Origin of the sequence: Methanonatronarchaeum sp. AMET-Sl (assembly GCF_029854155.1) — an archaeon.
In the GTDB taxonomy this organism is placed as follows: Archaea; Halobacteriota; Methanonatronarchaeia; order Methanonatronarchaeales; family Methanonatronarchaeaceae; genus Methanonatronarchaeum.
The window spans coordinates 1,253,640-1,268,829 of sequence record NZ_CP122958.1 but is presented as its reverse complement, the minus strand read 5'-3'; the positions used below and the strand labels follow the sequence as shown (position 1 = coordinate 1,268,829).

13 protein-coding genes are annotated in these 15,190 nt (G+C 36.0%); all 13 read left to right on the top strand.

The window, feature by feature from the left end:
* Positions 1–489 precede the first annotated feature (489 nt).
* The 13 genes from QEN48_RS06470 (at position 490) to QEN48_RS06410 (ending at position 14,917) form a co-directional block, all read left to right on the top strand.
* On the top strand, positions 490–1,125 hold the full coding sequence (locus tag QEN48_RS06470) for a helix-turn-helix domain-containing protein (RefSeq protein WP_280108085.1): 636 nt from the start codon (positions 490–492) through the stop codon (positions 1,123–1,125).
* A gap of 3 nt (positions 1,126–1,128) precedes the next feature.
* Complete coding sequence (locus QEN48_RS06465) at positions 1,129–2,619, top strand: class I SAM-dependent DNA methyltransferase (RefSeq protein ID WP_280108084.1); 1,491 nt, start codon at positions 1,129–1,131, stop codon at positions 2,617–2,619.
* Positions 2,612–4,015, top strand: a complete 1,404-nt coding sequence (locus tag QEN48_RS06460) for a restriction endonuclease subunit S (RefSeq protein WP_347985107.1) — start codon at positions 2,612–2,614, stop codon at positions 4,013–4,015. Before QEN48_RS06465 ends, QEN48_RS06460 begins: the two co-directional genes overlap by 8 nt.
* Before the next feature lie 148 nt (positions 4,016–4,163).
* A complete protein-coding gene (locus tag QEN48_RS06455) occupies positions 4,164–7,127 on the top strand; it encodes an HsdR family type I site-specific deoxyribonuclease (protein WP_280108083.1) in 2,964 nt (987 codons plus the stop codon).
* Positions 7,120–7,833: a SprT family zinc-dependent metalloprotease gene (locus QEN48_RS06450; protein ID WP_280108082.1), complete on the top strand. Its 714-nt coding sequence runs from the start codon at positions 7,120–7,122 to the stop codon at positions 7,831–7,833. The genes QEN48_RS06455 and QEN48_RS06450 overlap by 8 nt, the downstream gene beginning before the upstream one ends.
* 73 nt (positions 7,834–7,906) lie before the next feature.
* Positions 7,907–9,082, top strand: coding sequence for a hypothetical protein (locus QEN48_RS06445; protein ID WP_280108081.1), 1,176 nt, complete (start codon positions 7,907–7,909; stop codon positions 9,080–9,082).
* A gap of 430 nt (positions 9,083–9,512) precedes the next feature.
* On the top strand, positions 9,513–9,881 hold the full coding sequence (locus tag QEN48_RS06440) for a hypothetical protein (protein ID WP_280108080.1): 369 nt from the start codon (positions 9,513–9,515) through the stop codon (positions 9,879–9,881).
* 4 nt (positions 9,882–9,885) lie between these two features.
* Complete coding sequence (locus QEN48_RS06435) at positions 9,886–10,476, top strand: hypothetical protein (protein ID WP_280108079.1); 591 nt, start codon at positions 9,886–9,888, stop codon at positions 10,474–10,476.
* Position 10,477: 1 nt separating this feature from the next.
* Positions 10,478–12,091 (top strand): hypothetical protein, encoded by a 1,614-nt coding sequence (locus QEN48_RS06430; RefSeq protein WP_280108078.1) that lies wholly within the window; start codon positions 10,478–10,480, stop codon positions 12,089–12,091.
* Between the two features lie 45 nt (positions 12,092–12,136).
* The gene (locus QEN48_RS06425; protein ID WP_280108077.1) at positions 12,137–12,634 is read left to right on the top strand and encodes a hypothetical protein; all 498 of its coding nucleotides are present in this window, start codon (positions 12,137–12,139) and stop codon (positions 12,632–12,634) included.
* A 9-nt stretch (positions 12,635–12,643) separates the two neighbouring features.
* Positions 12,644–12,901: a hypothetical protein gene (locus tag QEN48_RS06420; RefSeq protein WP_280108076.1), complete on the top strand. Its 258-nt coding sequence runs from the start codon at positions 12,644–12,646 to the stop codon at positions 12,899–12,901.
* Positions 12,902–13,023: 122 nt separating this feature from the next.
* Positions 13,024–13,773 (top strand): hypothetical protein, encoded by a 750-nt coding sequence (locus QEN48_RS06415; protein ID WP_280108075.1) that lies wholly within the window; start codon positions 13,024–13,026, stop codon positions 13,771–13,773.
* A complete protein-coding gene (locus tag QEN48_RS06410) occupies positions 13,757–14,917 on the top strand; it encodes a hypothetical protein (RefSeq protein ID WP_280108074.1) in 1,161 nt (386 codons plus the stop codon). Before QEN48_RS06415 ends, QEN48_RS06410 begins: the two co-directional genes overlap by 17 nt.
* The last annotated feature ends 273 nt before the right edge of the window (positions 14,918–15,190 follow it).

Sequence of the window (15,190 nt, the reverse complement as noted above, 5' to 3'; positions counted from 1 at the left end):
AGACAGAAAACAAATAACACTAAAAACGTTAAAACCCCCCTAAATCCATAACAATCTTCTCTTCAATTATCTCTTCAAGAGTTATATCGTCTGATTTTTTGCTCCGAAAAATAAATTCTTCAATAATATTCCAGAACAAATAAATTAATATCTTGATGACCACCTCTTTATAATCAGTCGCCACATCCCTAATTGTTTTAAAAAAAGTTTAAAATTTTTATGGCAAATATCGTCTAAAAAAGGTAAAGATGAAAAATCTCTTTTTATTTATATATCTTATATTGTCCATAAAAGAGAGAATTTATAAATGAAATACATAGTGTTAGATTATTTTTTCTCAGACATTCTAAACTTTGGGTTTTTGTTATTGTATTTTTTAAATGTAGTCCCTATCTATGAGTCAGTTTTGCTAAACAAATTATTTGGGTTTACTTTAATATCCGTAAATTATTTAAGGGTATGTACTACTAAACTTAATTAATGAATGTGTTGGAGATTAGAGAGGGGTCAAACCAGCTCAAGGTTCTATCTATAATTGCTGAATTTGAGTCCCGAGATAAATTCCCTAAACAAAAAGAGATTGTCACTGAACTACCAATCTCAAAAGGAGCAGTTTCAAACAATTGTAAAAAACTAACAAAATCAGACCTGCTATCAAGGGAAGACAAAGAATACCATATAAATAAACAAAAACTACTAGAACTATATCGAACACACATAGAAAACTATCTAACCAGAACTGAGAAAAAAGAAGACTACGAAAATCAAATAAATAAAATCAATGAAATAAAAACTCAGATAAAACTTAACATCAATGAAATAATAGAATCAGAACTTAGAGAACTGATTTTAGAAATTATATATCAAGTAATTATTAATTCAAGAAAAGATGCGAATATAAAAAACATTAGAGAAGCATTTCTTAGGTCTGACTCAGTAATACAAAAACTCGGGGAATTTCAGTACAAAAACCAAAAAAGTTCTGAAAAATCAAAATACCTTATAATGCTTTCAATTATTCTCCAACCAACATACAATATATTTCCTGAAATAGAATCCATATCCAGAGTGAACATTAATTCTGATGTTTTAGATTTAATTAATTATTTAGATGAGGTTGAATGATATATGTCCGCTGATAAAAAAGCTATAACTGTTGATGAGCTACGTGATCATTTGTTTGAATGTGCTGATATTATTAGAGATCTTGTAGATCCTACTGATTACAAAACCTACATATTACCACTTATTTTCTATAAAGCCATAGATGATACATGGCAAGATAGATTCCAGAAGGCAATGGAAGAAGTAAACGATGAAGAACTAGCGAAAGACGAAGCCTACCACGATTTCCAAGTACCAGAAAAATATCATTTCGAAGAAGCATTAAAACAAACAAAGAATGTAGATGAATTCTTAGACGATGCATTCAGAGCTCTAGAGAAAGAGAACCCAGAAAAACTTGGAAACGTATTCAACGTTAGCTACGTAGAATCAGACTCTCTAGACCACGACACATTACAAGAATTACTCCAACACCTCAACACAAAAAGTCTAAGCCTTGAAAAAGTAGCACCAGATATACTCGGAGAAGCCTACATGGACCTAGTATCTGATTTCGCTGAAGAAGAAGGAAAATCCGGAGGACAATTCTTCACACCAAGAGAAATCGTAAACCTAATGGTTCAAATACTAAACCCTCAAAAAGAAGCAAAAATATATGACCCAACAGTAGGATCCGCAGGCATGCTAGTAGAAATGGCAGAACATTACCGAAACAAAGATAATCACAACCCAAAAACCGACCTAATACTAAAAGGACAAGAAAGCAACCCAGGAATCGCACCAATAGCAAGAATGAACCTCTTCCTACATAATCTCAACGGAGAAATAGCAAGAGAAGACACATTAGCAAACCCACAATTCACAGAAAACGGAGACCTAGAAAAATTCGACTACGTATTAGCCAACCCCCCATTTTCATCCAATTGGAAAAAAGATAAATGCAAAGACGATGAATACAACCGATTCGAATGGGGATGGGCAAGAAAAGACCGAGCAGACTACGCATTCATCCAACACATGATAGCATCACTCAAAGAAAACGGGAAAATGGCATGCGTAATCCCACACGGAGTCCTCTTCAGAAAACACGAATCAAAGTTTAGAAAACCAATGCTTGAAAACGATTTAGTAGAAGCAGTAATCGGCCTACCAAAAAACCTCTTCCAAAACAACTCAATCCCATCAGGAATCCTAGTAATAAACAAAGAAAAACCAGACGAACGAAAAGGACAGGTCCAATTCATCCACGCAGCAGAAGAAGATTACTACAAAGAACTCAGCAACCAAAACCGCCTAACCAAAGAAGGAATCAAAGAAATCTTAAAGAAATACCGCAACTGGAAAACAGAGGAAAAAGTCTCCAGAGTCGTAGAACTACAAGAAATCAAAGAAAACGACTACAACCTAAACATAGCCCTATACATAGACACAACAAAACCAGAAGAACCAATAAACGTAAGCAAAGAACTAAAGAAATTGAAAAAACTCCAACAAGAACGCCAAAAAATAGAAGAAAAAATGAAAGAACACATGGAGACACTAAACTATGAATAAACAAGACTCAAGTCTTGAAGATTATGTAGAAAATGATTCAGAAAAGAATGAAATGAAAGAATCAGATTTAACCCGAAAGACAGTTTGTGGCATTCCACCTTCTGACTGGCCTATTGAAAGACTAAGTGAAGTAGTTCGTATAGTGAGCGGCAACTCACTACCCACAGAATATCAAAATGAGGAGAAAGGCCAACACCCTGTGTATAAAGTTTCAGATATGAATAAACCCGGTAACCAAAAGTACGTTTCCAAGGTAAATAACAAAATCTCGAAAGAAAACCTAAAGGAATTAAATCATGACCTATACCCAAAAAATACAACCATTCTACCTAAAGTTGGAGCTGCACTCCTAACAAACAAGCGGAGAATGTTAACAGAACCGTCTTCATTCGATAATAACATAATGGGCTGGATTCCACAGGAAATCAATCCGGAATTCCTTTACTATCTTTCATGCATGGTCGATATGGAAGCATTCGCACAAAAAGGGGCAGTGCCATCCATCAGCAAAGCTATTGCTCAAAAACTGAAGATTCCATCCCCCCCAATCTCTGAGCAACGTAAAATCGCTAGTGTACTCTACAACGTAGATCAAGCCATCCAGAAAACCCAAGAAATCATCGAACAAACCAAACAGGTCAAAAAAGGCCTGATGCAAGACCTCTTCACAGAAGGATACTACAACCACAAAGAATTTGAAGAAATTAGAATAGGTCCGTTTACATACAGAAAGCCATCAAATTGGAATATTAAGACAATCAAAGAAGCTAAAGATGGGGAAAATGGCCTTAGAAGAGGGCCATTCGGCAGTATGCTAAAGAAAGAAATTTTCGTTGAATCCGGCTACAAAGTATATCAGCAGCAAAACGCCATCTATGAAGATTTCAAGTATGGGGATTACTATATCACTAAAGATAAATTTGACGAAATGAAGAGATTCAGTGTGGAAGCAGGAGACCTTTTAATTAGTTGTTCAGGAACACTGGGAAAAATAGCCCGAGTTCCAGAGGACTATGAAAAGGGAGTAATTAATCAGGCCCTACTTAAATTTTCGGTTGACGAAGATATATTTTCTACTGCTTATATGAAGTATTTCCTTCAATCAAATATAGGTCAGAGGCAGCTAGTACTCAGCTCAAGAGGTTCAGCAATTAAGAATATGGCTCCCATGGGGTTTATTAAATGTTCCAAAATCTTTCAACCTTCAAAAGAGGAGCAGGAAAAAATTTCAGACACTTTGTTGACGATTGATGAGAAAATCGATGCTGAAGAAAATCGGAAAAAACAGCTTCAGCGTTTGAAGAAGGGTTTGATGCAGGATTTGTTGACTGGTGAGGTCAGGACTAAGGATAGGGAGGTTGAGGTTGTGGATGAGGTTGTGGATTGTGAGTGTTAGTGGTTAGTAATGCTGTTTGGAATTATGATGTAGGGGATTGGTTAGATGGTTTGGTATAGTGAATTCGGATTTATTATATGGGTGTTTCCCTATTTTTAGCGTTAATTAGCTATTGTATGAATTGAATATTTAGTATGTGAGGGTTAGTATGAGGAAGTTTGATGAGTCTGGAATCGAGGCTAAGTTTCTTGAGTGGTTGAGTGAGGTTGGTTGGGATGTTTATGGCGATCCTATGAGTAATGAGTGGGGTTCAAGTATATTAGATTTGGAGTATGATCGTGATTCTTCTAACGTGGTTTATTGGGGTATTCTTAGAGAGAAGATTATTGAGTTTAATGGTTTATCTGGATCTGAAGCTAATGAAGTAGTTAATAAGTTGAAGAGAAGAATTTCGTCTGAGAATCTTTTAGAGGGGAATAAAAGATTTTATAATCTTCTTAGAAATGGTATTAGCCATTCTATTAAGGTTGATGATAGAATTGAGGAGAGATATATTGAATTAATCAATCCAAATCCTAAGAATAATAGTTTGCTGGCTGTTTCTCAGTTCCAGGTTAGTAGGAGGGGGAAAGTTCGGCCTGATATTACTCTTTTTGTGAATGGTGTTCCCTTTGTAAATATTGAGTTAAAATCTAGTGCTCAAGGTTCTGAGGTTAGTGAGGCGGTGAAGGATATTAAGAGTTATGAGAGGGATGAGCCTCGTCTTTTTGTTCCTAATCTTTTTAATGTGGCTTGTGATGGTGAGAAGTTTAGGTATGCGGCTACTGGGGCTCCTAGAGAATTCTTTTTTCCCTGGTATTCAGAGGATTTTGATGAAGGGGTTTATGAACCTGAAGATGCTGTAAAGGATCTTTTAAACCCCGAAACTTTGCTTGATATCTTTCAGTATTTTGTGTTTTTTGAGAATGAAGAAGCTAAGATTGTGCCTAGATATATGCAGTATCAGGCCGCTAATAAGATTGTTGACAGAATACGAAAGGGGAGGCCTAGAAAAGGATTGATTTGGCATACTCAAGGTTCTGGTAAAACTTATACTATGCTGTATTCTGCTTATAAGGCTAAGAAATCTCCTGATATAGATGATGCTCAGTATTTGGTGATTGTGGATAGGGAGAAATTAAATGACCAGATCGAGGGGATTCTTCATGATATTGAGTTCCCTAACTTCTCGGTTGCTGAAAGTAAGAAGAACTTAGAGGAACTCCTTTCGATGAATAAGAGTCAATTAATCCTTACTACTATCCATAAGTTTGGTGATGTGGAGGGTGAGGTTAATTCTGAAGTGGATATGGAGACTGTGGTGTTTGCTGATGAGTCTCATAGGTTTATGGAGAAGAAGCTTGGTAGTAAATTGAAGGCTGCATTAACGGATAGGTTTTATTTTGGTTTTACTGGGACTCCTGTGATGGAGGGAGATTCTGAGAAAGATCGTAATACGTTTAATGAGTTCTCTCCTGAGGGAGAGGCTTATCTTCATAAATATTCTATTGATGATGGACAACGTGATGGTGTAATAACCCCGGTAACTTATACTGAGAAAAATATTGAATGGAATATTCCTAATGAAATGGTCGAGGAAGCTATGGATCAAGACTACGACAAGGCTTTTTCGGATTTACCTCCAGAGAGAAGAGCAGAAGTAATTAAGAAATATGTTAATGAATCGGAGATATCTGAATTAAGACCAAGGTTGGAGAAAGTTGTTAAAGATATTGTCGATCACTATACATCCAGGGTTATGCCTAATGGATTTAAAAGTATGGTTGTAACGCCTAGTAGAAAGGCTGCAGCTCTTTATGGAGAAGAATTACAGAAATATTTTGATCCAGAAGAAATTAAGGTAATAGTTTCCGGAACTGGAGAAGACCCCGATGTCATCCAAAGAATGAATATCCCTGATAGGAAGGAACAGCAAGTTGTCAAGGAATTTAAGGAAGAAGAAAACCCGAAATTCCTTGTAGTCTGTAATAAATTGCTTACTGGTTTTGACGCACCAATATTAAAGACTATATATTTAGATCGTACTTTGAAAAATCATAATCTACTTCAAGCCATTGCTAGAACAAATAGACCTATGAAAGGTAAAGCGAATGGCGAGATTGTTGATTATCAAGGCGTGTTTGCAGATTGGGATAGAGTCCTAGAATATGAAGATATTGTTATTGAAAATGCAGCTATACCCACTGATGAATTAGTTGAGAAGTTTAAAAACAAATTAGAAGTTCTAATCGATATTTTTGAGGATTTCGAATTCGAAAACGATGTTAAAGAGTTTCATAAGGCAATTGTTAAATTAGAAAAGAACCCTGAGCTTGCACAAAAATTTGAGAAAGTCTATGAAGAAGCTCAAGATGTATATGAATCCCTTGAACCTCACAAAGAACTAGGTAAGGAACCAACCACTACTCAGTGGGAAGTACTAACCCAAATATATTCTAGATATAAAAAAGTAGAAAAAGGAGAGAATGAAGAATATCTAGGAAAAGAGGTCCGTGAAAAGACTCGTAAAATTCTAGAAGAACATTTAGAAGTTGAAAAAATCAAGGATGGAAAAACTGATAAGGTACCTATAACTAGTAGAGATGTTAGTATAAAAAATTCCGAGGAGAATCCTGATTACGGATTTATTAAAAACGCTATGGCTAAAAAGAGAAACTTGGAGATAAAAAGAGAGCAAAATCCAGCTATTCCTAAGCTCAGTGAGAAAGTGAAAAAAATAATCGAAGGTTGGAGGAAAGGAGACGTATCAACTAAAAAGGCAAATGAAGAGATTAATTTAGTAGATGAGAAGGAAAAAAATCTTCAAAAAGAGCAAAAAAGCCTTAATTTGAATAATAGAGAATACGCTATCTACAAACTACTAACAAAAGAGTTCAACGATTACGTTGACGATGGTGATCAGGCTGTTGAAATCACTAAGAATATTGAAACTGAAATAGAAGACTTTTCCAGCGAAGGAAATATAGAAGAAATAAAAAAGAGAATTAGAAAAAAAATTATCAGAACACTCGCTGACATGGGAAAAATAGAGCTCCTTAAAGCTGATAATAAGAAATTCCTAAAGCAATCTGTTGATTACATAGTAAGAAACAAGGGTCAAAACAATGCCTAAAACAATATTGGCAGGTGAAGAGATAGAATACAATATTAGAAATAGTGATAAGGCTTCTAATGCTAGAATAGACATTGGTATCGATTCTTTAACAGTTGTAATTCCAGAAAATATGGAGTTAGATCCAGAAGAATTGTTAAAAGAAAAAAGTAACTGGGTTCTAAAGAAGAAAGAAGAATTTGATAAACAATTGGAGCAAATCCCAGAAAGAAATTTCGAGGAAGGAAGTAAATTCCCATATCTCGGAAAAGACCACGTCATAAAAATCAAAGAAATTAATAAATCAGAAATTAGAGAAGAAGAAATATTATTATCTAAAAAAAGAGTCGAGAGATCTAGTGTTAAAAAAGAAATAGAAAAACTTTATAGAAATAAGGCTAGGAAATTAGCTGAAGAGAAAATAAATAAACATCTCTCCAAAATCAAGGGAGAATTTAATACATTATATATTCGGAATCAGAAGACGAAATGGGGTAGTTGTTCTTCAAAAAATAATATTAGTATTAATTGGAGAGTCTTATTAGCTCCAGAGGAAGTTTTTGAGTATGTAGTTGTTCATGAATTAGTTCATCTAGAAGACAAAGGCCACTCTGAAAGTTTTTGGCAAAGATTGAAAGAGATATATCCTGATTATGAAAAAGGCCGGAAATGGTTAAGCCAGAATAGTCCTGATTTGATATTGAATAAATCAGATTTACCAACTTAATTAAAAATTAAATGTATTATCGAGGTGAATTATCTTTCTAAACCAATTGTTCAGTGATTTCGCAGAAGAATTATTGAGATTTGTTAACAGTTTTACTTTTGTTCTAACTAATTTTGTTATTTTATATTTGTTTATACAGTTTTTTGTTATTGACCCTATTTGGATAATTGGGATATTTATAGTTTTTACATTTCTTTCTTTTATATTATTAGAGGATTTACAAAGTTATTTTATATTTTTATTATTTTTGTTCCTTTTTGCTATAGCTATAGCTTTTATAGAAGGAATTTTAGGATTATATCTCTTGGTAGCGGTGGCTTTAAGTATATTGATAGTTTGGGCGTTAATTTGGGTATTTTATCGTGAGAAAACCTCTATTGAGGCGATAAAAAAATTATTTTATGATTTTGAGTGGTCTATAAATCTGTTTCTTAAATTTGTTATTGGCGTTATTAGTACAGTTTTTTTTAATATATCCTACAAAGTTTTTCCCTTGCTTTTTACATGGCTCGCTTTTTTAGGAGTTTTAATTTTGTCATCTGAATTTTTATTCCCTGAATTTCTTCATTTCGATAATTTAAATTTATTTTTACAAGTTATCATGACTTTAGGAGTTATGTTTGGTTTTCTGCAATATTATCTTAAACGACATGAAGATAAAATACAAAAAAGAATAACAAATTTTCTTAAAGCTCAAATTGAATTTGAGAAATTCTCATTTGAAGAATTTAAGGATTTCGTCAGAGAAAATGAGGAGAAATATGGAAAAATTTCAAAAAAATGTGATGAAGTTATAAAAAATGCTTCAAATTTGAAATTCTTACGTGAAATGCAATATCAAACCCGTAAGACAACCAAAGACTGCAATATAAATGTTAACCATTTCGACCTAGGTAGTAAAGACAATTATAATGACTATGTTCTTTTCAACAAATTAGAAAGAAAGATCGATGACAATGAAAGTAACAACACGCTTTATAACGCATATAAAGAATTTTTTAAAGATAAGGAGTCAGAAATTTTGGATAATTTAAATAAAAAGGAAATTAAGGAACATTCCTGGTTTTTGATTCAAAATGTTAAAATTCTAAATGAGATCATTCCAACTTTAATCCAACTAGAAAAAGATTTAGATTACGATTTAGAAGACTCTCCAAGTTATTTAGAATATCGTAAAAAAACAATCCACTCAATTTTAAGTAACCTTGGAGAAATCCTTGTTTTTGGAAAACCGCTAGAGAAAAAATAACATTTAATGCTATAAATTAATGTTCAAAGTTTATATGTCCTTTAATTTGAATTTTTAAAATAAAATATCTCTTTTCCTATTCATTTTTAGACTCTAAATCAAGTAAAAACAAAGTTTGTATAATGAAATATCTCAAAAGAAGATGATAGTAAAATATAAATCTAATTCATGCATCAATTATTATTATTAGAGTTAGAGGGATTAAGGCATCTTATCAGATATCCAAAAAACGGATATCTAATTAGCAACGTGAGTTATGAATACATCAAATCCGGAATTCATATTTGATTTTTTTCCTTTAGCTTTATACATCCCTTTTTTTGTCACTGTTTTTTTCTATTTTTTTTTTGCATAAATTTTGTAGCCCTATTTATCTTTATCTCGTGTATCTCTATTTAGTTAGTTTTTGTTTGGTGTTGTTATGGGTGTTTTGAATGGGGAGTCTATGTTTAGGAAGATTGGTCTGCAGGAAGCAGTTTTATTAGCTGTTGTCTTGGTGAGTGGACTGGTGGCCTTCGGTTTAGGCCACTTCGAAATCTATGGCTATTCATTATCCGGTGTTTATGCTGGATGGATTGTTATAGCCTTGATGATTGCTGGATATGCGTTGAATAAAAAGAGGAAATGGCATCACTTTGAGGATTGGGAGAAAGGCCTGTTCATAGTCGCCGGCTTACTACTAATCGGCCTGGAATATATCACGGAGGTTGGTAATACGTTTTATGGCAGTGAGTTATGGGGTACAGTCGGACTAGCAATAGTTATCATTGCCTATGCGGTTTTGAGTTGGAAGGGATAAAAACATGAAAAATAAATTATTTTTCTTCTCCCTCCTACTCTGCGGGTTGATTGTTGCAGGTTCGGGGTCGGTGTATGCTGAAACAGGAAGCCAAACGCATCAAGACCTTGTTTGTGATGATGTCTTGGCTGTCGGTGAGTTTATCACGGTCACTGAGGATGGTGAGGTCATTACCGATCTAACCACAATCACAGTTCTAAACAGCTCAGTCGACCTGGATAATAACTCTGTTTCTCTAGAGCTCAGCAGTTCTGAGTTGGTTGACGTTGTCTCGGTTTACATTGATAGTGGTGTTCTTGGTAATGTGAGTGTTGGTGATGTTGTTGTTTCTGGTGACCTTGAAATGGAGTTTAGTGAGCTTGAGGTGGTTTTAGAAGGCAATAACACTGCTTACTATGTTGAGGAGTTGGAGAATAACACGCATGTAGTGTTGTCTATTGAGTTTGATGGTGAATCTAAGGAGGTAGTGGTTATGGGTGGTTCTGGGTTTTTTGGTTGGCTTTCTGGTGATGTCGGTGGTTCTGGTGTTCCTGTTTGGGTTGTGTTGGTTGTGTTGGCTGTTGGGGGGTATATGTATTTAAATAGGGATGGTTAAGTTGCGGAAATCCTTTTTTCTATCCCTCCTCCTAATCTTTCTATTTATTCTGGGTGTGGGTGGTTCGGTTACTGCAGTTGATGATGATCGAGGGGATGAAACCGGTTTTTTGAGTGATTTTTTTCGGTTGATTACGGGGACGACGGTTCATGAGAGGTATGAGACGACTTATTTGGGTGCTGGATATACCTGGATAATGGATTTTTTCAGCAGTGATGATGATTGTGGTGATGGTGAGTTGAACAGTGTCATGATTTATGATCATGGTATGCAGTTGTCTAAGGATGATAGTTTTATCATCAGTGCTTTTAGTAATGAGGTAGGGAATACGGAGACGTTTGTTTGGAGTTTAGCTAAATCTGAGTTGCTTAAAGAACTTAATAATGGTAGTAGTTTGGAGGAAGCGCAGGTTAAAACTCAAAGAGTTATAGACGAATACTACAGCAACATAGAATATAACATCCTTCAACAGGTCAACAGCCAAGTTATGTCTATAGAGCATTTGATGGAGGTTAATGCAGAGATTGAAACTATATCCACACATCCGTTTGAGGCTGAATGGTATTATGATTATAGTAGTTGGCAGGATGGAAGTACTCAAACAGATACAAGGTATATGGATTTGAATTTGACTAAGTTTTATGATAGGAATGTTGTTTTGTTGAATGGGTCTAGTGTTTCAGTTCTTGATTATGAACAGAAGGATGTTTCAAGTGTTCCCAACAACCATGGATCTAAAGTTTTCTATGTTTTCCCATACCCAGACAACGAACATGGCGTTGTCTGTGGTGGAGCCGCCAGTTCAAGAGATTCAAAAATATTGGTGAGCAATCCAGTCGGTAGTGATGGAGAGGTAATGGACCTTGATATCTGGGAAGACGTATGGAAAGATCTATATTCCACTCATGAAATGATGAAAGACAACATGGAAGTCTACGTACATGAAGTCTACCAAGAATATAGCGACGGACTTGACTTAACCGGGGTTGTGGATCCATATGTTTTGGCGCAGCATTTGAATACATTGCATAATCAGACTGGGTATTATGGATATGCTGGAGCAGAACTAGCCTTACTCGGAATAAACACAACCATAAACGACCGATTCATCATCGAAATACACGAAAGCAATGTTCTGCAAGATAACAGTACCTGGGAAGGCATGTTATTTACAAATGCAAGAATTGAAAACAACACACTTGAAACAGATAGGACCTATAACACGGAGAATTATTCTGCTCCATTTTATCTAGCAACTGATGAGGGCCTGTTCTGGCTTTATGAAACCAGTTTCGAAATTCTCGAAATCATAAGTTTTGATGGAGAAAGGTTAGAGGAGGTCGAGTTATACAAACCAATCTACCACACAATTAATGCTAGCCAGTTTGAGGATGAGCTTAAACAGATAGCAGAAATCTATGATTTGGTTAGCGATTGGAGTGCTGATAGTGGTGATGGTCAGGTTGATGGCATAACTGTTGGAGATCTAGGTGATTGGCTTAACAGGGATTTAGGTGGGGTGCCGTATTGGTTAATAATTTTAGGTATCGGAGCTTTCGTTTTCATTCGACGGGGTGGTTCTGGAGACAACGACATAATAGTCAGGCGGGAATAAAACATGCCTTCTTCGAACAGAAATGGTTGGTGTTGGGTGGGGGTTTTGTTTTTAATCTCCCTACTATTCCTTTCCTTCCTTCCATTAGTGTCAGCAGAGGAGTTGGAGGTGTCGGAGGGGTCTGTGGTTGAGGTTGATGAGGTAACTAGGGTTCTTGGTTATGAGTATAGTGGTGGTGTGCTTTTTATTGAGTTGGAGAGTGATTTGTCTCAGAGTGTTAAGGTTGTTGATAGTATGTTGGGTGTTGGTGGTGAGGGTGTTACTCAGGTTCCGGTGCAGAGTTTTTTGTTAGAGCGTGGCCATAACGTTATTGAGGTTGAGGTTGTTGAGTTCAGGGGTGATTTTGCTGTTTCTCTATCCACTTCTAGGGCGTTGGTGGTTGTTAGTGGTGACTCAGGTTTTTTGTTGTTTGATGGAGATGCTGATTGGAGTTATGTGCAGGTTGCTGGGGTAAGTGGTTTTTTATCCACACTTGTTTTGTTAGGAGTGTTAGCTTACAGAAAGAAGGGGGAGGAAGATGAAGAAGTATTTCAGAGGTATTGAGGTGTTGTTTTGGCGCCACCGATAATGCCCATAGTCATGGCAGGCCTGGTCCTGATAACTGGTTATCTACGGGATCCAAGGCATTTGGGTTTGTTGTTTTTGGTTTATTGGTTGGTTCCTTTTTTAGCAGGAGCTACGGTTATATCGTTTGAGTTGGGGTTGTTGGATGTTCTGGTTTTCCAACCAATGGATTACTGGATCAACCTTGTTGTTGATTTGTCTGTTGGTTTTGTGACTGGGTTTTGGGAATCTTTAACTCCCTGGTGATTTTAGTTGATTGAGTTTATCTGTTTAGTCTGTGGCTGTAGGATAAGGGGTTCTTTCTCGTATTCCTTTTATTTATGTAATGGCTGCATGAACGATTTGATGGAGCTATAGGGGTGATTTGTTTGTCTAGGTTAACTGGATTTAATTTGGGTGTCGGGGAATGGATATCTGGTAACTTATTTAAGTTAATTTTGGTTTTCGTATTAGGGCTGGGTATCCTGTTTTTTGGTTTTGACTTGTTTGGAGTTGAATACCAGATAGCGTACTTTGTTTTTCTGGCTGGCCTGATTGTCGGTTACCTCCCGATTCGGGAGGCTGTTGATTATTTATATAGTTCTAAGAGGGTTCCGTTGTTGGTGCTGGAGGCCGAGGCCTCAGGTATTGCAGTTTATGAATTATCTCGAGAAAAATTCCAGAGTATCGAGGTTATGGGTGAACTAACAAGTTATCGATGTGGAACCGGAGATCTCTATCTCGCAAGAAAGTATGACCCCGAGTCTAATCAGGCAGTTGGTGTTTGGATGGGCTATCTAGATGACCTCGAACTAATGAGATCAAAAGAAGCAATCACAGAACTAAGAACAACATTAACAGAAGAAGCACAAAAAGGCTTAACACAAAGAGTCCGAATCCGATCAATCATCCAAAAATCCCTCAACAAAATTCTAGGACAAATCATCCAAGACATAGAACAAGAAACCATCTTCAAAGGAGAACAAATCGAAAAAACAATCAACCAAGTCTTCCAAGAAACAAAACAAAACTACAAAGAAAATCAAAACAGAGAGGAAATAAAACCAGAAAACACAGAAGAAAGGTCATTAGAGAACAAAAAAGAAAACAAGGAGCGGGGAAATGTCGGGCAAGGATAATTTAGCTTGGAGCAGCCTGGAGCTTCAAACTAAAATCAATGAAGACACCGAAACCCTACACAACCACACCGGTCTACTAAACCCAAAAGACCGATACAACAAACTACTAGAATACATATCCAACAACTATAACAACATACAAAAAGAAACCCCCACACTAACCAACCACCAATACCAAGACCTACGGATCTACCGAGAAATACTAAAAAACCGATCCAGCAGGTATGTAGGGCAGGCATTACAAACCCACAACATCCCAGTAATAAAACGCATCGCCGGTAATCCTCCAGAAGGTAATGACCTCAGCGGATTACGAACCCTACAACTACTGGAAAATAGGTTGCGACAGGAAATTTATATCTGTTATATTGCAGGGAATATGGGGAGTGGAAAAACAGATTTCGCCATCCTATTAGCCGAACTATACCACACATGGCTAAACGGAAAAGTAGCCAGCAACATCAAATCATTCAAAGAAAAAGATAGGTATTGCAGTGGGATACAAGAACTGGAGACATGGCTAAAATCAGACAAACAAGAAGGACAAAAACAAAGCAATAAACTCTTTATCTTCGACGAAGCATCTTCTCATGCATCAGGATATTCAAAAGACAGTACAAAAGTGGAAAGACAGTTCTCAACTCTACTAAAAAAATTCAGGAAATACCGAGCATCCCTCATAATAATAGGCCACACAGGCAAAGATGTGCATCCGGATATCAGGCGTTTACTGAATGATTATATTTTGAAGGTAGGGCGAAAGGAAGCAATCTTCTACAGGTCAGTAACTGATGCGAAGGGTCGGGGACAGAGATTCAAGTTACAGGGAATCCCTAAAACAAACTATACATTCAACACCTATGAAAACACAGAATGGAAATGGAAAGATTCGGAGATTGATGAAAGATTGGAGCCGGAGTTCATGCCGGAAATCAAGAGAGCTAAAGAAGTAGTACATCAAATCCAGGAGAAAGGGATTGATGAATACGTAAATAGATATAAAAAGAACTACCACCCAGGCATGGAAGAGGGAACTATCAAAAGCTTCAGAAAAAACAAGATAATAAAAGACTACAAAATCAACAAAAAAGTCTATAAATTTGTCCAAGAGGACTTAAGAGACATCTACGGAGTTAACAGCTAAAGAAATTTAGTGAAAATATATGGTTTTTATGTGTATATTTGGGGTGAACGAAGTTTTTAGATATATGTGATGTGGGGGTTGTTATTGATAGGTTATTGTTTTTTGTATGTGGTTTTTAGTATATTTGTTATGATATGCTTTAATTGAAATCTAATTCAGGCTGTTAATGAAGATCAATTTTTTGATGAGGTTTTTAGTGTTTGTGTTAAAAAGGGGGGGATCTGAGGTTTTTTGGGGATTTGGATTGTTATTTCTTTTTTTGGTTGTTTTGTT